Raw genomic sequence first — 22,215 nt, 5'->3', positions numbered from 1 at the left:
CCTGACTTGCTCGCTGCCTCTCCGGTAAGCTCCCGGGACGACGGTAGAATCCGCCCATCCACCCTTTCCCTCCCACCATGCTCAGCCTGCGCACCCTCTCCGCCGCCGATACCGCCGCCCTCGACCACGTCCGCCAATTCTTCCGCAGCTACGCGGCCTGGCTGGGCGTAGACCTCAGTTACGAAAACTTCGACCGCGAAATGGCCGCCCTGCCGGGCACTTACGCGGAACCCTCGGGCCGTCTTTTCTACGCCGAGGTCGATGGCAAGCCCGCGGGCTGCGTCGGCGTACGTCCCTACGGGGAAGGCGGCAGTTGTGAAATGAAGCGCCTCTACGTCACCCCTGAATTCCGCAATCAGGGCGTCGGCAAACTCCTTGCCGAAGCGGCGATCAAGGCCGCCAAGACCATGGGTTATCGCCGTCTCTTGGTCGATACCCTGCCCAATATGCGCATGGCCGTGCGCCTCTACCGCGAACTCGGCTTCACCGAAACCCCCTGCTATTACCAGACCCCGGCGGAAGGCGTGATGTTCCTGGCCCTGGACCTGGAGAACTGGTCCGAGGACGAGCGCCACAACGCCAATCTGGATCATCTTTTCGACTTCAACCGCACCTGGGCGCGCCAGATGCAGGAACGCGACCCGGAATACTTCGATCGCCTCTCCAAGCTCCAGGCGCCGGACTACCTGTGGATCGGTTGTTCCGATTCCCGCGTGCCGGCCAACCAGATCGTGGGACTCCTGCCCGGCGAGGTTTTCGTCCATCGCAATATCGCCAATGTGGTGGTGCATACCGACCTCAATTGCCAGTCGGTCATCCAGTTCGCCGTGGATTCGCTGCGGGTCAAGCACATCATGGTCGTGGGCCACTATGGCTGCGGTGGCGTGAAGGCCGTGGTGGACAATCAATGGATGGGTCTGGTGAACCTGTGGCTGCGCCATGTGGAAGACGTGCGCAACAAGCACCGCCGCGCCTTCGAAGCCCTTCCGCCCGAGCACCGCCATGATCGCCTGTGCGAGCTGAACGTCATCGAACAGGTGGTCAACCTGTGCCGCACCAACGTCGTCCAGGACGCCTGGTACCGCAATCAGAAGCTCACCGTGCACGGCTGGATCTACGGTATCAAGGACGGCCGCATCAAGAACCTGGGGCTTACGGTGCAGAGCGCCGACGAACTGGAACGGCGCTACGTCGAAGCCCTGGGCGCCCTGAGCGTTCCCCCACCGACCTGACACCGCCATGGCCGACCCCGTCGTCATCGCCGCCGCCGCCCGTACCCCTCTGGGGGCCTTCCAGGGCAGCCTCTCCGGCCTGACGGCGACGGCCCTCGGCGCGGCGGCGCTACGGGGGGCCATTGCCCGCAGCAGGATCGAGCCCGCGTGCGTGGACGAGGCGCTCCTGGGCTGCGTGCTCACCGCAGGCCTCGGCCAGGCGCCGGCCCGTCAGTCGGCCCTGATGGCCGGTCTGCCCGAAGCCACGGGCTGCACTACGGTCAATAAGGTCTGCGGATCGGGCCTCAAGGCCATCATGCTCGGCCACGATGCCCTTCTGGCCGGCTCCGCCGCTGTCGTCGCCGCCGGCGGCATGGAATCCATGAGCCAAGCGCCCTATCTCCTGGCCCGGGCGCGGAGCGGCTATCGCCTGGGGCACGGGCAACTGGTGGATCACCTCTTCCTCGACGGTCTGGAAGAAGCCTGCGGTGCCACCGACCGGGGCCGCCTGATGGGGGCCCTGGCCGAAGATTGCGCGGCCCGCCTGGGCATCGGCCGCGCCGAACAGGATGCCTATGCCCGCCTTTCGGGGGAGCGCGCCCGGCAGGCCTCGGCGGCTGGGGCCTTCGCCTGGGAGATCGAGCCGGTGGGCGTTCCCGGCCCGGGAGGGGGGGGCCTCGTCGCGACGGACGAGGGTCCGCAACGCTTCGACCCGGCAAGGATCACTGGCCTGAAACCGGCGTTCAGCGCAGGGGGAACCATTACCGCCGGCAATGCCTCGTCGCTTGCCGACGGCGCCGCTGCCGTGGTGCTCCTGCGCGCCTCCCGGGCGGAGGCTCTGGGCATCGCGCCCCTGGCCCGCATCGTCGCCCACGCGAGCCACGCCCAGGCTCCCGCCGATTACCCCACGGCCCCGGGCCGGGCCGTGGAGAAGCTCCTCGCCCGTTGCGGCTGGAAGGCGGGGGATGTCGACCTGTTCGAGATCAACGAGGCCTTCGCCGTCGTCACCCTGGCCGCCCTGGGCCAACTCGACCTGCCGCTGGAAAAGGTCAATATCCACGGCGGCGCCTGTGCCCTGGGCCACCCGATCGGGGCCACCGGCGCGCGCATCGTCGTCACCCTGCTCGGCGCCCTGCGCCGCACCGGCGGCAAGCGAGGCGTTGCCGCCCTGTGCATCGGCGGCGGCGAAGCGGTCGCCCTGGCCGTGGAGGTCTGCTGAGTGCCGGTCGCGGCAAGCCGCTCCCTCGACTACGCGAGACTCGTCGCAGTCATGGCGATATGGGGCGGCACCTGGATTGCCGGGCGCATCGTCGCCAAGGAACTGGCCGCCCCCCTGGCGGTGGCCTCGCTGCGCTTTTTCCTGGCTGGACTGGTCCTGGCGGCGGTCGCCCTGGTCCGGGAAGGTCGCATTCCCCTGCCGGCGGACCGCCAGAGCTGGGGCATCGTGTGGGGTCTGGGGTTCTTCGGCATCTTCCTTTACGGCCTTTGCTTCTTTTACGGGCTGCAGCGCATCCCCGCCGGTCGGGGTGCCCTGGTCGTTGCCCTTAACCCGGTCACCGTCGTCCTCGTCGCCTGGGCCTGCGGCCAGGAACGGATGACTCCGCGCCGGGCCGCAGGCTGCCTGGTGGCCTTGGCCGGCTGCCTTTTGGTCATTGGCAACGGCGACTTGCTTGCACTGGTGCGCGGTACGGTCGGACTGGGTGAAGCCCTGATCGTGGGCTGTGTGCTCACCTGGACCGCCTATACCTTCATCAGCCGCCGGGCGACAGACACGCTGTCGCCCGTGGCGACGACGCTCCATGCCTGTCTGGCCGGTGCCCTGCTCCTTGGGCTGGCTGCCCTGGCGGAAGGAGACGTCGACCCGGCGGCCTGGTCCTGGCGCGTTTGGGCGAGTACTGCCTTTCTCGCTTTTTTCGGCACCGCCGTGGCCTATACCTGGTTCACCGCCGCCGTCCATCGCCTGGGGGCGGGTCAGGCATCCGTTTTCATCAACCTTGTGCCAGTATTTGCGGTGTTCCAGGCGGCTGTGCTGCTCGATGAGCACCTCGGGGTCACCGTGCTGGCCGGCGGCGCTCTGGTCATCGCCGGTGTCGCCCTGGCAACGCTTCCCGAGCAATCCCGCTCATGATCCCGATGGCGCGGACTCGTGGGCCCGTGACGCCGCTCGCGGCAGGCGGGTGAATCAAGGAGATCATCGTGGCCGAACCTATCACCTTCTACTTCGACTTCTCCAGCCCCTACGGCTATCTGATGAGCGAGAAGATCGACGATCTCGCCGCCCGCCACGGTCGCAAGGTGCAGTGGCGGCCGCTGCTGCTCGGTGTCGTCTTCCAGACCACGAACAGCGCTCCCCTCACCCTCCAGGGGCCGGCCAAAGCCGCCTACTACAAGCTGGATTTCGCCCGCTCGGCCCGCTTCCTGGGCGTGCCCTTCCGGCTGCCGGCCAAGTTTCCCCTCCCCACCCAACAGGCCGCCAGGGCCTACTACTGGCTCCACGACCAGGACTGTGCCCTGGCCCGGGCCTTCGCCCATGCCACGTACCGGGCACTTTTCGTGGACGACCGGGATATTTCCTCCCCGGAAGCCGTGCTGGACATCGCCGCTGGCCTGGGTGTGGACCGTACGGCCCTGGGCACCGCCCTGGTCAGCCCGGAAGTCAAGGAGCGCCTCAAGACCGAGGTGGAGAGTGCCCTCGCGGCAGGGGTCTTCGGCTCCCCCACCGTGATCGTGGACGGTGAAATGTTCTTCGGCGCCGACCGCCTGCCCCAGCTCGAACGCTGGCTGGCGCAAGGCAGTTTCTAACGAGGAGAAGCACCATGCCCATCACCAAAGGCTGCCAGCAGCTCATCGCCGAGGCCCGCACCCGCATCCGCACCCTTTCCCTGGACGAAGCCCGGGCCAAGTTCGACGACCCCGAGGTCGTCTTCGTCGATATCCGCGACGTGCGGGAACTGGAGCGGGAAGGCATGATCCCCGGCGCCTTCCACGCCCCCCGCGGCATGCTGGAATTCTGGGTGGATCCGGATAGCCCCTACTACAAGGACATTTTCGGCTCGGGCAAGGAGTTCGTCCTCTACTGCCAGTCCGCCTGGCGCTCCAGCCTCGCCACCGCCGCCCTGCAGGACATGGGCCTGGCGCCCATCGCCCATATAGAAGGCGGTTTCAAGGCCTGGAAGACGGCCGGCCACCCGGTGGGCGAACGCCCCGCTCATCACCACTGAGATCGCCATGGGCGAATTCCGCTCCCAGCTCGATCCCCGCACTGCCGAATTCCAGGCCAACGCCGCCGCCATGACGGCGCTCGTGGCCGATCTGCGCGAGAAAGCCGGCACCATCGCCCTGGGCGGCCCGGAAGCCGCCCGCCAGAAGCATCTCGCCCGGGGCAAGCTGCTGCCGCGGGAGCGGGTGGACGCCCTCCTCGATCCCGGCACGCCCTTCCTGGAAATCGGCCAGTTCGCCGCCTACGGCCTCTACGGCGGCGAGTACGAGGTACCGGCGGCCTCCCTCATTGCCGGGGTGGGGCGCATTGCCGGCGTCGAGTGCCTGGTGGTGGCCAACGACGCCACGGTGAAGGGCGGCACCTACACCCCCCTCACCGTCAAGAAACACCTGCGGGCCCAGGAGATCGCCCTGGAGAACCGCCTGCCCTGCGTCTATCTGGTGGATTCCGGCGGCGCCTTCCTGCCCCTGCAGGATGAGGTCTTCCCCGACAAGGAGCACTTCGGCCGCATCTTCTACAACCAGGCCAACCTGTCGGCCCGGGGCATTCCCCAGATCGCCGCCGTCCTCGGCTCATGCACCGCCGGCGGCGCCTACGTGCCGGCGATGTGCGACGAGTCCATCATCGTGCGCAACCAGGGCACCATCTTCCTCGGCGGCCCGCCCCTGGTGAAGGCTGCCACCGGCGAAGTGGTCAACGCCGAGGACCTGGGCGGCGCCGACGTCCATACCCGGCTCTCCGGCGTCGCCGACCACCTGGCGGAAAACGACGCCCACGCCCTGGCCATCGCCCGCCGCATCGTCGGCAACCTCAACTGGAAGAAGCCACCCAGCCTGGCCCTGAGCGAGCCGGTGGCGCCCCGCTACGCCGCCGAGGAGCTCTACGGCATCATCCCCACCGATGCCAAGAAACCCTACGACGTGCGGGAAATCATCGCCCGCCTGGTGGACGGCTCGGTATTGGACGAATTCAAGGCCCGCTACGGCACCACCCTGGTCTGCGGCTTCGCCCGCCTCTTCGGCACTCCGGTCGGGATCGTGGCCAACAACGGCATCCTGTTCAGCGAATCGGCGCTCAAAGGCGCCCACTTCATCGAACTGTGCGCCCAGCGGCACATCCCCCTCGTTTTTTTGCAGAACATCACCGGCTTCATGGTCGGCCGCAAAGTCGAAAACGCCGGCATCGCCCGGGACGGCGCCAAGATGGTGACTGCCGTGGCCACCGCCGCGGTGCCCAAGATCACGGTCGTCATCGGGGGCTCCTTCGGCGCCGGCAACTACGCCATGGCCGGCCGCGCCTTCGGCCCCCGCTTTCTCTGGATGTGGCCCAATGCCCGCATCTCGGTCATGGGCGGCGAGCAGGCGGCCGGCGTGCTGGCGACGGTCAAGGGGGACAGCCTGGAGGCCGCCGGCAAACCCTGGACTCCCGAGGAAGAGGAAGCCTTCAAGGCACCCATCCGCGCCCAATACGAGCGCCAGGGCCACCCCTACTACGCCAGCGCCCGCCTGTGGGACGACGGCATCATCGACCCGGCGGATACGCGGCGCGTACTGGGCCTGAGCCTCTCGGCCGCCCTCAATGCGCCGATCGGGGATACCCGTTTCGGCATTTTCCGGATGTAGCCCCATGTACCTGCCCGCCCACTTCGCCGTCACCGACCGCGCCCAGCTTCACGGCCTGATGGCCGCCCATCCCCTGGCCACGGTGGTGATGCAGGACGGCGACGGCCTGAGCGCCAATCACCTTCCCCTGGTCCTCGACGGCAAGGCCGGCGAATGGGGCGTCCTGCGCGGCCACGTGGCCCGCGGCAATCCCCTGGCCGCTGCCGACGGTTCGCCAGTTCTGGTCATCTTCCACGGTCCGCAGACCTACGTGAGTCCGGGCGATTACGCCACCAAGGCCGTGGATGGCCGGGTGGTCCCGACCTGGAACTACGCCGTGGTCCATGCCCACGGGGTGCTGCGGACTTACCCCGACGCCGAATGGATTCGCGCACAGGTTGGTGCGCTGACTTCGGAGCACGAAGCAGGCCGGGCGTACCCCTGGGCCGTGAGCGATGCGCCGGCCGACTATACGGACAGGTTGCTGCGGGCCATTTGCGGGATCGAAATCGTGATCGATCGGCTGGAGGGGAAGTGGAAGGTGAGCCAGAACCAGCCGGCGGTGAATCGGGAGAGTCTGGCGGCGGCGCTGGAGGGTAGGCAGCCGGAAATGGCGGGCTTGGTGCGGCGAGGTCGGGAATGACTTGGTCTTTTTCTCCGGAGGCAGTTGGGATTGCCGAACCTCAGCGTTCCGCCTTGAGGGCATGTGACTTTCCCTTGTCTCGCCAAGAGAAAGTCACCAAAGAGAAGGCGACCCCAGGGTCGACGCCAGCTTTTCGATGAACCCAGGTTGAAGCAGCGTCGTTCCTCGAGATTCAGCGACTCGGCAGGGGCAGGCGCGGCAGGCTGGGCCACTCGATGGCGTCGAGCATGTTCTTTACCAGGAGCCCGAGTTCGGTGTCGCCTGTGATTTCCAGCTCCCGATTGAAGAACAGGGTGTCCGGGTCTTCCTGGCGGGCCAGGAGTTGCAGATAGGCCGAGAGATTGGCCGAGAAACAGAGGTCAGCCTCGCGCGTGTCGCCCAAGGTCGGCCGGAACAGTCCGCCGCGGTAACAGAAGCGGGCTTCTCCTCCACTGTCGAGGACGCGAACGTGGAAGCGCTTGTCTTCCAGGGCCGCCAGGCTCTCCGCGGGCAAGAGGCGCAGGCGCAGGGCAACGTTGAGTCCGGCGACCAGGGCCAGGGCGTGGGGCCATTGGGGAAGACGGCGGCCGAGCGCGGCCACGGCAGGGGGAAGGCGGAACTTGGGTACGGTGAAGGCGGTGCTCATGCGGGAACCCCAGGTGAGGATGGGATGGCGTGGCGGGCGATGCCGGCGTCACCGAACCAGTAGCCATCCACCAGCCCGCAGGGATTCCAGGCGGCGTCGGCGCGGGCGGGCAGTCCCCGCCGGGCGGCGTCGAAGGCGGCGATGACGGCGCCGGTATGTTCCGGCTGCGGGCTGAGGCGCAGGATCTCGATGCCCAGGGCAGCCATGCCCGGCACCTGGGCGAGCAGGTTGTAGGTCTGGGCCGACTGCGTCTGAATGCCGTTGAGGTTGAGGAATTCCTGACCCTCCCGGGTGGACAGGGTCAGCCCTTCCGGGTGGTCGAGACACTTGAACTGGCAATCGTCCTTGTTCAGGTTGTAGTGACGGGCGGTGAAGCAGCGGGCCGAGAAGGCGAGAGCAAGCCTGCCAAAGGCGAAGACTTCCGTTTCCACCCCCGCCGGCCGTGCCCGGTGCAGGGTTTCCACCAGCCGGCGGTCGGCCTCCAGGGGCGGTACCCAGCGCTTCAGTCCGAAGCGGGCGAATGTCTCCAGGGTGGCCTCGTTGTAGATGTTGAGATGGGGTCCGGCAACGAAGGCCTGGCCCCGCACTAGATTGACAGCCCCGAGATCGTTGGCCTCCATCAGGCAACCGGCCTCATCCACCAGGCGACGCAGGGCCTTGAGATCGCTTTCCGATTCCAGCAGGGCCTGGGCGGAGACCACCACCTCTTTGCCCGCATCGCGCAGATCCCGGGCCAGACCGATCCAGTCGGCCACGCGCATCTGCTGGCGCCGCGAACAGACGACTTCGCCGACGTAGATCACATCCAGGGCGGCGTTCTCCGCCATCTCGGCGTAGAACTCGAGGACCCGGTTCTTGGGCCAGAAATAGAGGAGGGGTCCGAGGGCGAGTTTCATGGGTGCTTTTGAGTGAAAAGTACAAGGCGAGAGGTGCGAGGTGCAGTGTCAGCGGGGAACGTCTTTGCACGCTTCGCGTTGCCCCTTTCACTCCTCACACCGATCCTCACCGCCAGGGCCGGTTGTAGGCGCCCAGGGTGGCTTGGGTGCCTTCGGAGACCTTGGCCAATTGGGCCTGCCAGTCGGGGCGGACATGGTAGCGCTCCCGGTCGGTGGCCAGGGCATCCAGGGCGGCGCGCAGGGTGCGGGTGACCTGGGCCACGTAGGCCGGGCTGCGCTGGCGACCTTCAACCTTGATGGCGCGCACGCCGGCCTTGACGATATCGGGCAGGATGGAAAGGACGTTGAGGCTGGTGGGCTCTTCCAGGGCGTAATAGGTTTCCCCCTGCACTTCGAAGCGGCCTTTGCACAGGGTTGGGTAGCCCGCCGGTTCGTCGTCGGCGAAGCGGTCGATGAGGATTCCGTTGAGGCGGGTGTCCATGCGCCCCGGCGCCTTGTCCCACTTGACGTACTTGGCCGGCGAGCAGGCGCCCACGGTGTTGGGCGATTCGCCGCAGGCGTAGGAGGAGAGCCAGCAGCGGCCCTCGTTCATGACGCACAGGCTGCCGAAGCCGAAGACTTCGATCTCCACCGGCGTGTTGTGGATGACGTGCTCGACCTGGGGGAGGGTGAGCACCCGCGGCAACACCGCCCGGCGCACCCCGAATTCCCGGTGGGCGAAGTTGATGGCTTCGTAGCTGGTGGCCGATCCCTGGACCGAAAGGTGGAGGCGCTGGCCCGGGTGGTGGCGGCTGGCGTAATCGAGGAGGCCCACGTCGGCCAGGATGACCGCGTCCACTTTCAGATCGGCCGCGGCGTCGACGGCCTTGCGCCATTCGCAGACCCGCCCGGGCTGCGCAAAGGTGTTGATGGCGAGCAGCACTTCGCAGCCCTTGCCCCGGGCGTAGCGAATGCCCTCGGCCAGGGTGGCGGGGTCGAAATTGAGCCCCGCGAAGTTGCGTGCGTTGGTGTCGTTGCGAAAGCCGAGATAGACGGCGTCGGCGCCGTTGTCGACGGCGGCCTTGAGGGCAGGCAGGCTGCCGGCCGGGCAGACGAGATCAGGCAGGGCGGACATGGACGAGGGATGGCGGGGCGGACCGGGCAGTATAGTCGGCGCTCCGGATTGGCCCTTGATCCGGGTCAAGGGCCGGTTTCAGCGGCATCTTCGGGTATGATGATCCGAAAAGAAGGGTGGCGGCGCTGAGCCAGGTGCAGAGGAGACAGACCCGATGAAGAAGGAGCGCGTGCTCGTCGTCGACGATGAAGAGATGAATCTTTTCATCATCGAGGAGTTCCTCGCCGAAGAGGGGCTCGACCTCGAACTGTTCCCCGATCCCGTGGCGGCCTGGGATGCGCTGCTGCACACGCAACAGCCCTTCGATCTCGTCGTGCTCGACCGCATGATGCCCAAGCTGGACGGAATGGAGTTCCTGCGGCGGCTCAAGGCCGAGGAACGCCTCGTGGACATCCCCGTCATCATGCAGACAGCCGCTTCGACGCCACAGCAGATTCGCGAGGGGCTGGACGCCGGGGCCTACTACTACCTCACCAAGCCCTACGAGCCCGAGGCGCTCGTGCAGATCGTGCGTTCGGCCCTGGACGACTTGCGCACCCGGGCACGGGTGCTGCAGGAAGTCGGCGATGGCAGCCCCGGCGAGGGAGTTGCCCTGGGGGTCGAGGAACGCTTCTCCACCCTGGAGGACGTGAGCCGTCTGGTGCCCCTTTTGGCTGCGCTGTGTCCCCAGCCGGAAACCGTGGCGCCCGGTCTGGCGGACCTGCTGGTGAATGCGGTCGAACATGGCAACCTTGGGGTCACCTACAAAGAAAAAGCGCTGCTCAAGTGGGAAGGCCAATGGGAGGCGGAAATCACCCGCCGTCTGGCGCTACCCCAGTTTTGCGCACGATTCGCGACGGTGCGCTGCGAGCGCTTCCCCGACCGCATCACCTTCACCATCATCGACCAGGGCGAAGGCTTCGATTGGAAGAAATTTCTCGATTTCGACCCTGAACGGGCCTTCGATCCCAATGGCCGCGGCATTGCCATGGCCAAGATGATGAGTTTTGGCAATATCGAATACCGTGGCCGCGGCAACGAGGTCGTCGCCACGGTTTTTCTTGGTCCCCCCAGCGCATAGCCCCCAGGGGCTGGGCCGGGGTCGGCGGGGGCAGCCCTACGGTCGCGTCACGAAGGTCGGGCGATAGCCCAGGGCGAGGCGGATTTTTTCTGCCACACGCTCGGCTTCGGCACGATTGCCGTAGGGGCCGAGGTGGAGGCGATGCACCCCGCTGCCCGCAACCACGCGCACCGGCTCGCTCAGCCAGTCGAGTTCCCGGATCAGGTGATTGCGCAGGGTCTCGGCATTGTCCGCATTGCCAAAAGCGCCCAACTGGAGATAGACGCCTCGTGCCAGAGGGCCGTCGGTCGCCGGGGCCGCCTGAGCGGGAGCTTCCTCCCGGGCCAGGCGGCGGCTGAGTTCTTCGATCTCGTCCCTTTCGGCCGGGGGCAGGGGCCGTACGACGGCGCTTTCTCCAGGGAGTAGCGCTTCGACTTCGACCAGGCCACTGCCGCCGTTGATGAGCCCCAGTTTGTAGGCGGCGGTGTAGGAGAGGTCGATGATGCGGTCGGCGTGGAAGGGGCCCCGGTCGGTGACCCGAACGACCACAGACTTGCCGCTCTGCACCTGGGTGACCCGCACGTAGGAAGGGAGCGCCAGGGTGGGGTGGGCTGCGGTCATGGCGAACATGTCGTAGGGTTCGCCGATGGAGGTCTTCTGGCCGTGGAACTTCTTGCCGTACCAACTGGCGATGCCGCGGGCTTTGTAGGGCCGCAGCGCGGTGTTGGGGACGTATTCCTTGCCCAGGACCACGTAGGGCCTGAGGGCGGGCTTGTGCAGGGCCTCCCAGCGGGGTTCCGCGTCGGGAACGTCGTCGAGACCGTCGGGGATCTCGTCGCCGGGACCATCGTCCTTGTAGAAGCCTCCCCCCCGTTTGAGGGTGACCTGGGGCTTGCGGGTCGGCGTGCGGGAAGAGGGTGTCGCAGAAGTGGGGCTGGCGCCGGAGTCGGGGGCCGGTGCCAGAGGTGGCGCACTGCCACAGGCGGTGACGACAAGCGCGACCACGGCCGGGTTGAAGGTGCCGCGCAGGCGGAGAAGCCGGGTCATTTCTGGACCAGCATGCGGTGACTGTTGATCGACATGAGGATGCCGATAGCGAGGAAGAGCGTGACGAGCGCCGTGCCACCGTAGCTCATGAAGGGCAGCGGCACGCCGACCACCGGCAGGATGCCGCTGACCATACCCATGTTGATGAAGGCATAAGTGAAGAAGCCCAGGGTGATGGCGCCGGCCAGAAGCCGGGAAAAGAGCATGGGCGCCGCGGAGGCGATCATCAGTCCCCGCCCGATGAGCAGGGTGTAGAGGAAGACCAGGGTCAGGTTACCCATCAGGCCCCACTCTTCCGAGAAGACGGCGAAGATGAAGTCGGTGTGGCGCTCCGGTATGAATTCCAGGTGGGTCTGGGTGCCATTCAGGTAACCCTTGCCGAAGGGGCCACCGGATCCGATGGCGATGGTCGCCTGGATGATGTGATAACCGGCACCGAGGGGGTCGCTGCTGGGATCGATGAGGGTCAGGATGCGTTTTCTCTGGTAGTCGTGCATGAGGTTCCAGAGCAGGGGGGCCGCCGCGGCACCGGCTGCGGCCAGGCCTCCGATCACTTTCCAGGGCAGGCCCGCGAAAAAGATGACATAGAACCCGGCAGCCCCCACGAGGATTGCCGTTCCCAGGTCGGGCTGCTTGGCGATGAGCGCGAAGGGGACGAAGAGCAGGAGGGCGGCTACTCCGTAATGGCGGAAATTCAGGGCCGATTCGTACTTGTGGAAGTACCAGGCCAGCATCAGGGGCATGGCGATCTTCATGATTTCCGAGGGCTGGATGCGTGTGAAGCCGAGGGGAAGCCAGCGCCGGGCGCCATTGACCGTGACGCCGAAAATGAACACCCCGACCAGGAGCACGACCCCCAGCACGTAGAGCGGAATGGCGAAACGCATGAGCTTCTGGGGCGGCACGCGCGCCGCAGCCCACATGATGGTCATGGCGAGACCCAGGTGCAGAGTCTGGGAGGCGCTACGATCGACGCCGTCATAGGTGGCTGAATGGATGGTCGCCACCCCGATGGCCATGATGGTGAGGGCGATGCCCAGAAGAGGGCCATCCAGGGGGCCTACCAGGCCGTTCCAGCCGCGCCGCAGCCATCCGCGCCAGTTGACCATGGGCCCCTATTCCTCCTCGTTGTCGTTCTCGACCGCGGCGGCGTCCTCATCCGCCGCCCCGGCAGGCATCTTGCCCGCGAGATAGTAGTCGAAAACCATGCGCGCGATGGGGGCTGCCGACTGGGCACCGAAGCCACCGTTTTCCACCAGGATGGCCAAGGCGATGACCGGCTTCTCGGCCGGAGCGTAGGCGATGAAGAGGGCGTGATCGCGCAGCTCCTTCTTCACGCTATGGGCTTTGTAGTCAGCCCCCTTCAAGGAAAAGACCTGCGCCGTCCCGGTCTTGCCCGCCGCCTGGTAAGGGGCTCCGGCGAACGCGCGGGTGCCGGTGCCCTCCTTGTTTACTCCCACCATGGCGTGTTTGATGACCTCGATGTTCTGGCTCTTCCATTGCAGATCGCGCAGAGGCCGGGGTTCGATGAGGCGCTTTTCGCCGCTGCGTGTATTGATGATTTCGCGCACCAGATGGGGCCTGAACATGATTCCGTCGTTGGCCAGTGTGGCGGTGGCCTGGGCAAGTTGGATGGGGGTGTAGGCGTTGTAGCCCTGGCCGATACCGATGGAAATCGTTTCTCCGGCGTACCATTTTTGCTGTTCCGGCTTGCGGAACCGCTGTTTCTTCCACTCCGGGGACGGGAGAACGCCCCTGGATTCGCCGTTTTCGTCCTTGCCGAGGTCAACACCGGTCCGCTGACCGAGGCCGAGGCTTCCCATGAAGCGGGCGATACCGTCGATTCCCAGGTCGTTGGCCAGCATGTAGTAATAGGTATCGCAGGAGTGGACGATGGATTTGTACATGTCGACCATGCCATGGCCGCCCTTCTTGTCGTCCCGGAAGGTGTGGTTGCCGAAGGTGAAAAAGCCCGGGTCGCTGATGGCCTGGGCCGGGGTGCGCTTGCCGGCTTCCAGGGCGGCCAGGGCCATGAAGGGCTTGAAGGTCGACCCCGGCGGGTAGGCGCCGTTGATGGCGCGATTGACCATGGGCTTGTGGGGATCCTCGTTCAGCTCCTTCCAGTTGTCCGGGGTGATGCCGTCCACGAAGAGATTGGGGTCGTAGGTCGGTGTCGAGACCAGGGCCAGGATGCCCCCCGTGGCAGGTTCGATGGCGACCAGGGAACCCATGCGGTCCCCGAAAGCTTTCTCGGCCATTTCCTGCAACTTCACGTCCAGGGTCAGGACGAGGTTGTTGCCGGAGACTGGGGGAATGCGCTTCAGGCTACGCACGGCGCGACCGCCGGCGTCGATCTCGACCTGTTCGTAACCGGTCTCGCCATGTAATTCGAACTCGTAGCGCTGTTCCAGCCCGGTTTTGCCGATGTGATCGGTGCCCTTGTAATTGGCCTCCTGAGCGCGCTCTCCGATCCACTCCAGATCCCGGTCGGTGATGCGGCCGATGTATCCCAGGGCATGGGATGCCACCGAACCCAGGGGGTATTGGCGGAAGAGACGGGCCTTGACCTCGACCCCGGGGAAGCGATAGCGGTGGGCGGCGAAGCGGGCGACTTCCTCGTCCGTAAGGCGAGTGCGGATGGGAATGGATTCGAAATTCTTGGCTTCGTCGAGCAGGCGCTTGAAGCGCTTGCGGTCCTTGGGCTGGATATCGATCAGTTCGGCCAGACCGTTGATGGTCGCATCCAGGGCCGCGACGCGCGAAGGCGTGATTTCCAGTGTGAAGGCGGAGTAGTTGCGCGCCAGGACAATGCCATTGCGATCGGTGATGACCCCCCGGTTGGGGACGATGGGTACCAGGGCGATACGATTATCCTCGGCTCGGGTCTGGTAATAGTCGTGCTGGATGACCTGCAGGTAGGTAAAGCGTCCGACCAGCAGCGCGAAGGCCCCGAGGATGGCGAATCCTGCAACGAGCACCCGGAAGCGAAAGCGTTCCAGGTTCCCTTCCGGATTGTGAAAGTCGCTCACTGCCGGTCCCGACTAGATCGGGCGATTGTCGTCACGCTCCACCGGCTGGAACTGGGGCAGAAGCAGAACGAAGGTGGCCGGGATCCACAACGGGGCGGCGATCAGGGGTCCGACAAAGTAGCCCCAGCCCGGGAAATCGGCCCCCGCGGCAAGGCGCACTGCCCCCTGGATGATCTGGCAGAGCAGCAGGAGGGGAAGAATCTGCAGGGCCTGCTGCGCCAACGGGAACCACAGGATACGGCGCGACAGGGCCGAAGCGGCGAAGGCGAGCAGCACATAGGCCAGGCTGTGCTGGCCAAGGACAGCTCCGTCGGCGACATCCATCAGGAGGCCACACAGGAAAGCCCATCCCATGCCGACGCGACGGAACTCACGCACCGACCAGAAACACAGAACCAGGGCCAGCCAGTCCGGGACGCCCGGCCAGGGCGCGGTGGGGACGAGATTGAGCAGCAAGGCCACGACAAAGGTCAGGGCGATGTACCAGGGGCGTACCGGCAGGAGGATGCGGGACGAGGAGAATGTCGGCTGCATCAGGGCGTTCCTCTCGCGGCGCGCCGCTTTGCCGGGCGCAGGCCGGACTTCTCGCTCTCCGCGGTTGCGCGGGAGGCTTCCTCCGGCGGTGGGGGTGGCAGGTTTTCGCGGCGGTCGAGAATCATGACTTCGCCGAAATTCTCGACCGCCGCCACCGGCTGACAATAGATGCGGGCGAAGGAATAGGCGCTGTCCCGCTCGACCTTGACCACCCTGGCCACCGGAAATCCCGGCAGATAGATGCCGTCGAGACCCGAGGTGACCAGGGTATCTCCCTCCTGGACATCTGCGTTGGCGGGCATGTACTTCATTTCCAACTGACCATTGCCCAGGCCGAAAGCCACCGAGCGCAGGCCGCTGCGCACCACCTGGACCGGGACGGCCTGATTCTTGTCGGTAATGAGGGTCACTTCGGCTGAAAACGGATAGACCCGCGTCACCTGGCCGACCACACCGTTTTCGTCGATGGCGGGCTGGCCGGCGACGATGCCGGCCTGCTGCCCCTTGTCCACGACGATGCGGCGGGCAAAGGGATCCCGCGCGGTGTACAGAATCTGGGCGACCTGTCCCTGCGCCCTTTCCCTGTCGCGAACGGCAAGCAGGCGGCGCAGGCGTTCGTTCTCCACTTCCAGATGGGCGAGGCGCTGGAGATCGGGAGCGCTGTTGAGCTTGGCATGCTTCAACTCCGCGTTTTCGTCCCGCAGGAGGGCAATACCCTCGAAATAGCCGTGCGCGATATCTACCAGGCTACCCGGCGTCTGGGCCACCCGCTGCACGGGGTCGATGACCAGGGCCACGCTCTGGCGAAGGAAATCGAGGCTCTTGAAACGCAGGTCCACCACGAAGAGGGCGACCGAAGCGGCGACGTAAAAAGTCAGGAGGGCCAGCGGTGCTGGCCCTCGCTTGAAGAACGGCGGCGGTGCGTGGTCGATGCCGGCCACTGCTGTGGAGAAAACTTATTCCGAGGCGAAAATCGACCCGAGCTTGTCCATCTTTTCGAGGGCCAGGCCGGAACCGCGGGCCACGCAGGTGAGGGGCTCGTCGGCCACGATCACCGGCAGGCCGGTTTCTTCCATCAGGAGGCGGTCCAGGTCACGCAGGAGCGCGCCACCACCAGTCAGCACCATGCCTTTCTCGGCAATATCGGCACCAAGCTCGGGCGGGGTCTTCTCCAGGGCCGACTTGACCGCGGAAACGATCTGGTTGAGCGGATCGGTGAGGGCTTCCAGGATTTCGTTGGAAGAGATGGTGAACTTGCGCGGGATGCCTTCGGCCTTGTTGATGCCGGAGACCTCCATCTCCTTGACCTCGGCGCCCGGGAACGCCGATCCGATGGACTTCTTGATGTTTTCCGCCGTGTTCTCGCCGATCATCATGCCGTAATTGCGGCTGATGTAATTCATGATCGCTTCGTCGAGCTTGTCGCCGCCGACGCGGACGGAACCGGCATACACCATGCCGCCCAGGGAGATGACGCCCACCTCGGTGGTGCCGCCGCCGATGTCGACGACCATCGATCCGGTAGGCTCCGCCACCGGCAGGCCGGCGCCGATGGCAGCCGCCATGGGTTCCTCGATCAGATACACCTGGCTGGCGCCTGCACCCAAGGCCGATTCGCGAATGGCACGGCGTTCCACCTGGGTGGAGCCGGAGGGGACGCAGATGATGATGCGGGGGCTCGGGCTGAAAAGCTTGGAGTCGTGCACCTTCTTGATGAACTGCTTGAGCATCTGCTCGGTGACCGTGAAATCGGCGATCACCCCGTCCTTCATGGGACGGATGACGGTGATGCTGCCCGGGGCCTTGCCGAGCATTTCCTTGGCCTCTTTACCGACGGCCTGGATGGTCTTGCGGGCATTGGGGCCGCCTTCGAGGCGGATGGCGACCACGGAGGGTTCGTCGAGGACGATGCCGCGGCCGCGGACGTAGATCAGGGTATTGGCCGTGCCAAGGTCGATGGCAAGGTCGTTTGAGAAGTATTTATTCAGGAATCCGAACATCTGGGAAGCTCCGCCGAGGGTGCGGTAGGGAAAACTTTTATGATACCTTATAACGCTTCACGAAATAAGATTTCTGCCTGTTTTTTACGCAGAACGCCCTCCGGCAGAACCCCGAGACGATCCCATGTCCCTTACCCTGGAACAGGTCCGGCGCATCGCGCACCTCGCCCGCATCGAGGTCAGTGCGACCGAGGCCGAAGCGACCGTCGGCCACCTCAACGGCATCTTCCAACTGATCGAAGCCATGCAGGCGGTGGACACCCGCGGCGTGGAGCCCATGGCCCACGCCCAGGATCTCGCTCAGCGCCTGCGCGAAGACGCGGTCAGCGAACCTGACCGGCGGCTGGCCTTTCAAGCCATTGCCCCTGAAATCGAAGCGGGCCTTTACCTGGTTCCCCGGGTCATAGAATAGCGAGGAGTGAGGGTTGAGGGGCGAGGAGTCGGCGCCTGCTCATGCCATGCCGCATATGATTGAACGTTCTCTCAAGGAACTCTCGGCCGCCCTGGCGGCGAGGGAAATTTCGAGTGTTGAGCTTACCGGGCTCTATCTGGAGCGCATCACGCGCCTCAACCCGGAGTACAACGCCTTCATCACGGTCGATCCGGAAACGAGCCTGGCCCAGGCCAGGGCAGCGGATGCCCGCATCGCCGCGGGGAATGCCGGGCCGCTCACTGGCATTCCCATCGCCCAGAAAGACATTTTCTGCACCGAAGGTTGGCTCACGACCTGCGGGTCGAAGATTCTTTCCAACTTCGTCTCACCCTACGACGCCACGGTGATCCGGCGCATGCACGAAGAAGCCGGACTGGTCTGCCTGGGCAAGACCAACATGGACGAGTTTGCCATGGGCTCGTCCAACGAAACTTCCTTCTACGGCCCGGTGAGGAATCCCTGGGATGTGACTCGGGTTCCCGGCGGGTCCTCCGGCGGTTCGGCTGCCGCGGTGGCGGCGCGGCTGGCTCCCGCCGCCACGGGGACCGACACCGGGGGTTCCATCCGCCAACCCGCCGCCCTCTGCTGCCTCACCGGGCTGAAGCCCACCTACGGCCTGGTCTCGCGTTACGGCATGATCGCCTTCGCCTCCTCCCTCGACCAGGGCGGCCCCATGGCCCGCAGCGCCGAAGACTGTGCGCTCTTGCTGGCCAGCATGACCGGTTTCGACGCGCACGATTCGACCTCCCTCGACCGTCCGCGGGAAGACTACGCCGGCGACCTCGACCGGACACTCGATGGCCTCACCATCGGCCTGCCCAAGGAGTTTTTCGGCGAAGGCTGCGATCCCGCCGTGATGGCCGCCGTAAGGACCGCCATTGCCCAGTACGAAAAACTCGGGGCACGAACCGTCGACGTTTCCCTGCCCAATTCCCACCTTTCGGTCCCGGCCTATTACGTCATCGCGCCGGCCGAAGCCAGTTCCAACCTGTCGCGCTTCGACGGGGTGCGCTACGGCTACCGGGCACCTGAGTACAGCGACCTCAACGACATGTACGCCAAGACCCGGGCCCAGGGGTTCGGGGCGGAAGTCAAGCGGCGCATCCTGATCGGCGCCTACGTGCTGTCCCACGGTTACTACGACGCCTACTACCTGCAAGCCCAGCGCATCCGCCGCCTGATCGCCGACGATTTCGCCGCTGCCTTCAAGCACTGCGACGTGATCCTCGGGCCGACCTCCCCCTCCCCCGCCTTCAAACTGGGGGCAAAGGCCGCCGACCCGGTGCAGATGTACCTTTCCGACATCTACACCATCGCCGTCAATCTGGCCGGGCTGCCCGCGCTGTCGGCCCCCTGTGGCTTCGTCAGCGAAGGTGGGACGCGCCTGCCGGTGGGGCTGCAATTGATCGGCAATTATTTTTCCGAGGCGCGCCTGCTCAACGTCGCCCATCGCTACCAGCAGGCGACCGACTGGCACCGGCAGGCCCCGGAGGGTCTTTGATGCGCCGGGTCGGGCCCTGGCTCACCGCCGTCCTGCTCCTGGGCGCCTGTGCCGAGACCCCGCCGGCGCCTGAGCCCAAGCCTGAGCCTGAGGTGCGCTCCGAACCGGCACCGCCCGCCGAGGAACCCCTGCGCTCCCAGCCCCTCAAGCACCTGGCGGGCCGCAACCTGAAGCCCATGCCCACCCGTCCCCTCAATGTGAAGTCGCGCTGCGCCCATCGCGATGCGGTGGGAACCCAGACCCGTCTCAATCTCCTGGTCCAGGATGCCCAGGTCAAGACCTTCAGCGCCCAGGTGACCATTCCCAAGCGGGGCACCTGCCGTTTCGACCTCAAGAATTTCCAGCAGACCGCCACGCTGCCCCAGGCGCTGCTCAAGGCCAAGGACGGCACCGCGTGTTCCGTCCGCATGTGGGAACAGGGCAAGGAAGTCACCATCGCCTTCAACAGCTGCCCCAAGGCCTGCGAGGGCGAAGCTTTCAACTATCTCTGGCCGATCCTGGTGGATGCCAAGACCGGCCGTTGCACGTGAGAAAACCGTCATGACCCAATGGGAAGTCGTCATCGGCATCGAGACCCACGCTCAGCTTGCCACCCAGTCCAAGATTTTCTCCGGCGCCTCCACGGCCTTCGGCGCTGCGCCCAACACCCAGGCCTGTGCCGTGGATCTGGCGCTGCCCGGGGTGCTGCCGGTGCTCAACAAGGCGGCCGTCGAGTGCGCCATCCGCTTCGGTCTGGCCATCGGCGCCCAGGTTGCGCCCAGGTCGGTCTTCGCCCGCAAGAATTACTTCTATCCCGACCTGCCCAAGGGCTACCAGATCAGCCAGTTCGAGCTGCCAGTGGTGGTGGGCGGCGCGGTGACCCTCCAGGTGGGCCAGGCTGACAAGGGCTACGAAAAGACCGTCCGCCTCACCCGCGCGCACCTGGAAGAAGACGCCGGAAAATCCCTGCACGAAGATTTTCACGGCAAGTCCGGCATCGACCTCAACCGGGCCGGTACGCCGCTGCTGGAAATCGTGTCCGAGCCCGACATGCGTTCCTCCGACGAAGCCGTGGCCTACGCCAAGGCCCTGCACGGACTGGTGCGCTGGATCGGCATCTGCGACGGCAACATGCAGGAAGGATCGTTCCGCTGCGACGCCAACGTCTCGGTGCGTCCCAAGGGACAGGCCGAGTTCGGCACCCGCCGCGAGATCAAGAACCTCAACTCCTTCCGCTTCCTCAAGGAAGCCATCGACTACGAAGTCCAGTGGCAGATCAACGAAATCGAGGAAGGCCGCAGGATTCAGCAGGCCACGGTGCTGTTCGACCCGGACAGCGGCGTGACCCGCACCATGCGGACCAAGGAAGACGCCCACGACTACCGCTACTTCCCCGACCCCGACCTCCTGCCTCTGGTCATCGGCGCCGACTGGATCGCGCGGGTGCAGGGCGAACTGCCCGAACTGCCGGGCCAGAAACGGGAGCGCTTCATGGCCGAGCTGGGGCTTTCCGCCTACGACGCCGCCACGCTGACCACCAACCAGGAAACCGCCGCCTACTTCGAAGCCGTGGTCGGCATCGCCGGCAGGGCCAATGCCAAGCCCTGTGCCAACTGGGTCATGGTGGACCTGGCTGCCCGCCTCAACAAGGAGGGCAAGGATCTGGCCGATTCACCCGTGTCCGCGGACCAACTGGGCGGCCTCATCCAGCGCATTGCCGACAACACCATTTCCAACGCCATCGCCAAGAAGGTCTTCGAGGCGCTGTGGAACGGCGAAGGTGACAGTGCCGACGCCATCATCGAGACCCAGGGCCTGAAGCAGATCACCGACAGCGGCGCCATCGAAGCCCTGGTGGATGCGGTGCTGGCGGCCAATGCCGCCAACGTGGCGGAATTCAGGGCTGGCAAGGAAAAAGCCTTCAACGCCCTCGTCGGTCAAGTGATGAAGGCGGCCAAGGGCAAGGCCAATCCGCAGCAGGTGAATGATCTGCTGCGCAAGAAACTGCAGGCCTGACGGCTTGATTGGGCCGGCGCAGCGGCACCGGTCCCGGCGGCGCGCGTATTACGGTTTGGCCGGGGAAGGCAATTGCCGCAGGTGGGTGGAAATCTCGATGAAGCGCCGACGATCCTCTTCGTACTTCTGCCGCACCAGATCCATCTCGCGTTTTTTGGCTTCCAGCAACTCGGTCTGCGCCTTGATCTCGTAATCGGCGTTGCGCAGCCCGGTCTCTACCTCCGGAGGCGCCGTCTTGCGGCGGTAGAACTCGGCTTCATCGGCCCAATGCTTGCGCTCCTTCTGGACCGTGGCAATGCGTTCCTCCGCCTGTCGCATGGCCTCTCGCACCTCACCCTCGGAGCGCTGGCGGGCGGCATCAATGTCTTCCAGGCTGCCGTAGGTCTCCAGGAGCGCCTGATCCTTGCGGCGCTGAATGCGGGCAGCTTCCTCCAGGGCACGCTGGCGCTTCGCTTCCGCCACACGCTCAGCCTTCTGTTCCGGGGTCAGCGCCCCCTCGACCTCCTTGATGACGTTCCCGGCCGAATCGAGGATGCGATAAGGTTTGCCTCGGCACTGCTCCGGCAGGCCATCGGAGCACACCCGGCGTCCAGTGGAGGGATCCTGGCAGCAGTAAAGATTTGCCGCCTCGGCAAGCAGGCTGCCGGCCGCCAAAGCAAGGGCGAGAGGAAGCTTAAGTGCCCACACCATAGGTATTCCGATACAGGCTCACCGCCTGCTGGTGCTGGGAAAATTCGGGCTTGTTCTCGAGAAAGGCCAGGAGGTCGGCGAGCGTCGCCACGGCGATGACCGGAATGCCGTAGTCACGTTCGACTTCCTGCACCGCCGACAACTCACCCTGACCGCGCTCCATGCGATCCAGGGCGATCAGGACGCCAGCGGGGGTCGCCCCGGCCGCCCGGATCAACTCGACCGACTCACGTACCGAAGTTCCGGCCGAGATGACGTCGTCCACGATCAGCACCCGGCCCTGCAAGGGCGCACCGACCAGGCTGCCGCCCTCGCCGTGATCCTTGGCTTCCTTGCGATTGAAGGCGAAGGGCAGATTGCGACCGCGCCGCGCCAGGGCCACGGCGATGGTGGCGACGAGGGGAATGCCCTTGTAGGCCGGGCCGAACAACATGTCGAAGGGCAGTTTGCCGGCCTGCACGGCATCAGCGTAATACTCGGCCAGTTGTCCCAGCGAGGCACCGTCGTTGAACAGGCCCGCATTGAAGAAGTAGGGCGAAAGCCGCCCGGCCTTGGTCGTGAATTGGCCGAAGCGCAAGACATTACAGTCGAGCGCGAAGCCGATAAACTGCCGCCGGAAATCCATCCTCTCCTCGAA

At 65.7% G+C, this 22,215-nt stretch carries 23 protein-coding genes; 12 read left to right on the top strand and 11 right to left on the bottom strand.

Annotated features, from left to right (window positions below):
- Nucleotides 1–77: 77 nt before the first annotated feature.
- The 7 genes from can to IPM73_16250 all read left to right on the top strand — a co-directional run bounded on the left by can (nucleotide 78) and on the right by IPM73_16250 (nucleotide 6,675).
- A complete protein-coding gene (gene can, locus IPM73_16280) occupies nucleotides 78–1,232 on the top strand; it encodes a carbonate dehydratase (protein MBK8919551.1) in 1,155 nt (384 codons plus the stop codon).
- Nucleotides 1,233–1,239: 7 nt separating this feature from the next.
- Nucleotides 1,240–2,430: an acetyl-CoA C-acyltransferase gene (locus IPM73_16275; GenBank protein MBK8919550.1), complete on the top strand. Its 1,191-nt coding sequence runs from the start codon at nucleotides 1,240–1,242 to the stop codon at nucleotides 2,428–2,430.
- On the top strand, nucleotides 2,431–3,339 hold the full coding sequence (locus IPM73_16270) for a DMT family transporter (protein MBK8919549.1): 909 nt from the start codon (nucleotides 2,431–2,433) through the stop codon (nucleotides 3,337–3,339). It begins immediately after the preceding gene.
- A 68-nt stretch (nucleotides 3,340–3,407) separates the two neighbouring features.
- Nucleotides 3,408–4,013: a 2-hydroxychromene-2-carboxylate isomerase gene (locus tag IPM73_16265; GenBank protein MBK8919548.1), complete on the top strand. Its 606-nt coding sequence runs from the start codon at nucleotides 3,408–3,410 to the stop codon at nucleotides 4,011–4,013.
- A 14-nt stretch (nucleotides 4,014–4,027) separates the two neighbouring features.
- Nucleotides 4,028–4,432, top strand: coding sequence for a rhodanese-like domain-containing protein (locus IPM73_16260; GenBank protein MBK8919547.1), 405 nt, complete (start codon nucleotides 4,028–4,030; stop codon nucleotides 4,430–4,432).
- 7 nt (nucleotides 4,433–4,439) lie between these two features.
- Complete coding sequence (locus IPM73_16255; protein ID MBK8919546.1) at nucleotides 4,440–6,053, top strand: methylcrotonoyl-CoA carboxylase; 1,614 nt, start codon at nucleotides 4,440–4,442, stop codon at nucleotides 6,051–6,053.
- Nucleotides 6,054–6,057: 4 nt separating this feature from the next.
- Complete coding sequence (locus IPM73_16250) at nucleotides 6,058–6,675, top strand: FMN-binding negative transcriptional regulator (protein ID MBK8919545.1); 618 nt, start codon at nucleotides 6,058–6,060, stop codon at nucleotides 6,673–6,675.
- Between the two features lie 172 nt (nucleotides 6,676–6,847).
- On the opposite strand, the gene IPM73_16245 is transcribed toward IPM73_16250, so the two are convergent.
- From IPM73_16245 to IPM73_16235, 3 genes are all read right to left on the bottom strand, one after another.
- The gene (locus IPM73_16245; protein MBK8919544.1) at nucleotides 6,848–7,300 is read right to left on the bottom strand and encodes an SCP2 sterol-binding domain-containing protein; all 453 of its coding nucleotides are present in this window, start codon (nucleotides 7,298–7,300) and stop codon (nucleotides 6,848–6,850) included.
- Entirely contained in the window at nucleotides 7,297–8,196 is a 900-nt protein-coding gene (locus tag IPM73_16240; GenBank protein MBK8919543.1) for a U32 family peptidase, read from the bottom strand. The genes IPM73_16245 and IPM73_16240 overlap by 4 nt, the downstream gene beginning before the upstream one ends.
- A gap of 106 nt (nucleotides 8,197–8,302) precedes the next feature.
- The gene (locus IPM73_16235; GenBank protein MBK8919542.1) at nucleotides 8,303–9,310 is read right to left on the bottom strand and encodes a U32 family peptidase; all 1,008 of its coding nucleotides are present in this window, start codon (nucleotides 9,308–9,310) and stop codon (nucleotides 8,303–8,305) included.
- Between the two features lie 154 nt (nucleotides 9,311–9,464).
- Between IPM73_16235 and IPM73_16230 the strand changes: the two genes are divergently transcribed.
- Nucleotides 9,465–10,370 (top strand): response regulator, encoded by a 906-nt coding sequence (locus tag IPM73_16230; GenBank protein MBK8919541.1) that lies wholly within the window; start codon nucleotides 9,465–9,467, stop codon nucleotides 10,368–10,370.
- A 36-nt stretch (nucleotides 10,371–10,406) separates the two neighbouring features.
- Here the strand turns inward: IPM73_16230 and IPM73_16225 are convergent, their stop codons facing one another.
- The 6 genes from IPM73_16225 to IPM73_16200 are packed head-to-tail and all read right to left on the bottom strand — an operon-like array spanning nucleotide 10,407 to nucleotide 16,959.
- Nucleotides 10,407–11,396, bottom strand: coding sequence for a septal ring lytic transglycosylase RlpA family protein (locus IPM73_16225; protein ID MBK8919540.1), 990 nt, complete (start codon nucleotides 11,394–11,396; stop codon nucleotides 10,407–10,409).
- On the bottom strand, nucleotides 11,393–12,505 hold the full coding sequence (gene rodA / locus IPM73_16220; GenBank protein ID MBK8919539.1) for a rod shape-determining protein RodA: 1,113 nt from the start codon (nucleotides 12,503–12,505) through the stop codon (nucleotides 11,393–11,395). The genes IPM73_16225 and rodA overlap by 4 nt, the downstream gene beginning before the upstream one ends.
- Nucleotides 12,506–12,511: 6 nt before the next feature.
- A complete protein-coding gene (gene mrdA / locus IPM73_16215) occupies nucleotides 12,512–14,425 on the bottom strand; it encodes a penicillin-binding protein 2 (protein MBK8919538.1) in 1,914 nt (637 codons plus the stop codon).
- Nucleotides 14,426–14,437: 12 nt separating this feature from the next.
- Nucleotides 14,438–14,959: a rod shape-determining protein MreD gene (gene mreD / locus IPM73_16210; GenBank protein MBK8919537.1), complete on the bottom strand. Its 522-nt coding sequence runs from the start codon at nucleotides 14,957–14,959 to the stop codon at nucleotides 14,438–14,440.
- Nucleotides 14,959–15,900: a rod shape-determining protein MreC gene (gene mreC, locus IPM73_16205; GenBank protein ID MBK8919536.1), complete on the bottom strand. Its 942-nt coding sequence runs from the start codon at nucleotides 15,898–15,900 to the stop codon at nucleotides 14,959–14,961. Before mreC ends, mreD begins: the two co-directional genes overlap by 1 nt.
- A 15-nt stretch (nucleotides 15,901–15,915) precedes the next feature.
- Complete coding sequence (locus IPM73_16200) at nucleotides 15,916–16,959, bottom strand: rod shape-determining protein (protein MBK8919535.1); 1,044 nt, start codon at nucleotides 16,957–16,959, stop codon at nucleotides 15,916–15,918.
- Nucleotides 16,960–17,083: 124 nt separating this feature from the next.
- On the opposite strand from IPM73_16200, the gene gatC reads away from it, so the two are divergent.
- Genes gatC through gatB form a run of 4 tightly spaced genes read left to right on the top strand, consistent with a single transcriptional unit; the run spans nucleotide 17,084 to nucleotide 20,888 of the window.
- Nucleotides 17,084–17,371: an Asp-tRNA(Asn)/Glu-tRNA(Gln) amidotransferase subunit GatC gene (gatC, locus tag IPM73_16195; GenBank protein ID MBK8919534.1), complete on the top strand. Its 288-nt coding sequence runs from the start codon at nucleotides 17,084–17,086 to the stop codon at nucleotides 17,369–17,371.
- Between the two features lie 55 nt (nucleotides 17,372–17,426).
- Nucleotides 17,427–18,893, top strand: a complete 1,467-nt coding sequence (gene gatA / locus IPM73_16190; protein MBK8919533.1) for an Asp-tRNA(Asn)/Glu-tRNA(Gln) amidotransferase subunit GatA — start codon at nucleotides 17,427–17,429, stop codon at nucleotides 18,891–18,893.
- Complete coding sequence (locus IPM73_16185; protein ID MBK8919532.1) at nucleotides 18,893–19,423, top strand: hypothetical protein; 531 nt, start codon at nucleotides 18,893–18,895, stop codon at nucleotides 19,421–19,423. The genes gatA and IPM73_16185 overlap by 1 nt, the downstream gene beginning before the upstream one ends.
- Before the next feature lie 10 nt (nucleotides 19,424–19,433).
- Entirely contained in the window at nucleotides 19,434–20,888 is a 1,455-nt protein-coding gene (gatB, locus tag IPM73_16180) for an Asp-tRNA(Asn)/Glu-tRNA(Gln) amidotransferase subunit GatB (GenBank protein ID MBK8919531.1), read from the top strand.
- Between the two features lie 48 nt (nucleotides 20,889–20,936).
- Here the strand turns inward: gatB and IPM73_16175 are convergent, their stop codons facing one another.
- A complete protein-coding gene (locus IPM73_16175) occupies nucleotides 20,937–21,578 on the bottom strand; it encodes a hypothetical protein (protein ID MBK8919530.1) in 642 nt (213 codons plus the stop codon).
- Nucleotides 21,562–22,203, bottom strand: coding sequence for an orotate phosphoribosyltransferase (gene pyrE, locus IPM73_16170; GenBank protein MBK8919529.1), 642 nt, complete (start codon nucleotides 22,201–22,203; stop codon nucleotides 21,562–21,564). The genes IPM73_16175 and pyrE overlap by 17 nt, the downstream gene beginning before the upstream one ends.
- Nucleotides 22,204–22,215 lie beyond the last annotated feature (12 nt).

Source organism: Betaproteobacteria bacterium, assembly GCA_016720065.1.
Classification (GTDB): domain Bacteria; phylum Pseudomonadota; class Gammaproteobacteria; order Burkholderiales; family Rhodocyclaceae; genus SSSZ01.
The sequence above is the reverse complement of the archived record's forward strand: the minus strand, read 5'-3'. Positions and strand labels throughout refer to the sequence as shown.

What these genes read in the sequence shown, in the direction of transcription:
- can (MBK8919551.1), top strand. Translation starts at nt 78, where the DNA reads ATGCTCAGCCTGCGCACCCTCTCCGCCGCCGATACCGCCGCCCTCGAC.
- IPM73_16175 (MBK8919530.1), bottom strand. Translation starts at nt 21,578, where the DNA reads ATGGTGTGGGCACTTAAGCTTCCTCTCGCCCTTGCTTTGGCGGCCGGC.
- IPM73_16275 (MBK8919550.1), top strand. Translation starts at nt 1,240, where the DNA reads ATGGCCGACCCCGTCGTCATCGCCGCCGCCGCCCGTACCCCTCTGGGG.
- IPM73_16235 (MBK8919542.1), bottom strand. Translation starts at nt 9,310, where the DNA reads ATGTCCGCCCTGCCTGATCTCGTCTGCCCGGCCGGCAGCCTGCCTGCC.
- IPM73_16225 (MBK8919540.1), bottom strand. Translation starts at nt 11,396, where the DNA reads ATGACCCGGCTTCTCCGCCTGCGCGGCACCTTCAACCCGGCCGTGGTC.
- IPM73_16240 (MBK8919543.1), bottom strand. Translation starts at nt 8,196, where the DNA reads ATGAAACTCGCCCTCGGACCCCTCCTCTATTTCTGGCCCAAGAACCGG.
- IPM73_16260 (MBK8919547.1), top strand. Translation starts at nt 4,028, where the DNA reads ATGCCCATCACCAAAGGCTGCCAGCAGCTCATCGCCGAGGCCCGCACC.
- IPM73_16250 (MBK8919545.1), top strand. Translation starts at nt 6,058, where the DNA reads ATGTACCTGCCCGCCCACTTCGCCGTCACCGACCGCGCCCAGCTTCAC.
- pyrE (MBK8919529.1), bottom strand. Translation starts at nt 22,203, where the DNA reads ATGGATTTCCGGCGGCAGTTTATCGGCTTCGCGCTCGACTGTAATGTC.
- rodA (MBK8919539.1), bottom strand. Translation starts at nt 12,505, where the DNA reads ATGGTCAACTGGCGCGGATGGCTGCGGCGCGGCTGGAACGGCCTGGTA.
- gatC (MBK8919534.1), top strand. Translation starts at nt 17,084, where the DNA reads ATGTCCCTTACCCTGGAACAGGTCCGGCGCATCGCGCACCTCGCCCGC.
- IPM73_16185 (MBK8919532.1), top strand. Translation starts at nt 18,893, where the DNA reads ATGCGCCGGGTCGGGCCCTGGCTCACCGCCGTCCTGCTCCTGGGCGCC.
- IPM73_16200 (MBK8919535.1), bottom strand. Translation starts at nt 16,959, where the DNA reads ATGTTCGGATTCCTGAATAAATACTTCTCAAACGACCTTGCCATCGAC.
- IPM73_16230 (MBK8919541.1), top strand. Translation starts at nt 9,465, where the DNA reads ATGAAGAAGGAGCGCGTGCTCGTCGTCGACGATGAAGAGATGAATCTT.
- mreD (MBK8919537.1), bottom strand. Translation starts at nt 14,959, where the DNA reads ATGCAGCCGACATTCTCCTCGTCCCGCATCCTCCTGCCGGTACGCCCC.
- IPM73_16255 (MBK8919546.1), top strand. Translation starts at nt 4,440, where the DNA reads ATGGGCGAATTCCGCTCCCAGCTCGATCCCCGCACTGCCGAATTCCAG.
- gatA (MBK8919533.1), top strand. Translation starts at nt 17,427, where the DNA reads ATGATTGAACGTTCTCTCAAGGAACTCTCGGCCGCCCTGGCGGCGAGG.
- gatB (MBK8919531.1), top strand. Translation starts at nt 19,434, where the DNA reads ATGACCCAATGGGAAGTCGTCATCGGCATCGAGACCCACGCTCAGCTT.
- IPM73_16245 (MBK8919544.1), bottom strand. Translation starts at nt 7,300, where the DNA reads ATGAGCACCGCCTTCACCGTACCCAAGTTCCGCCTTCCCCCTGCCGTG.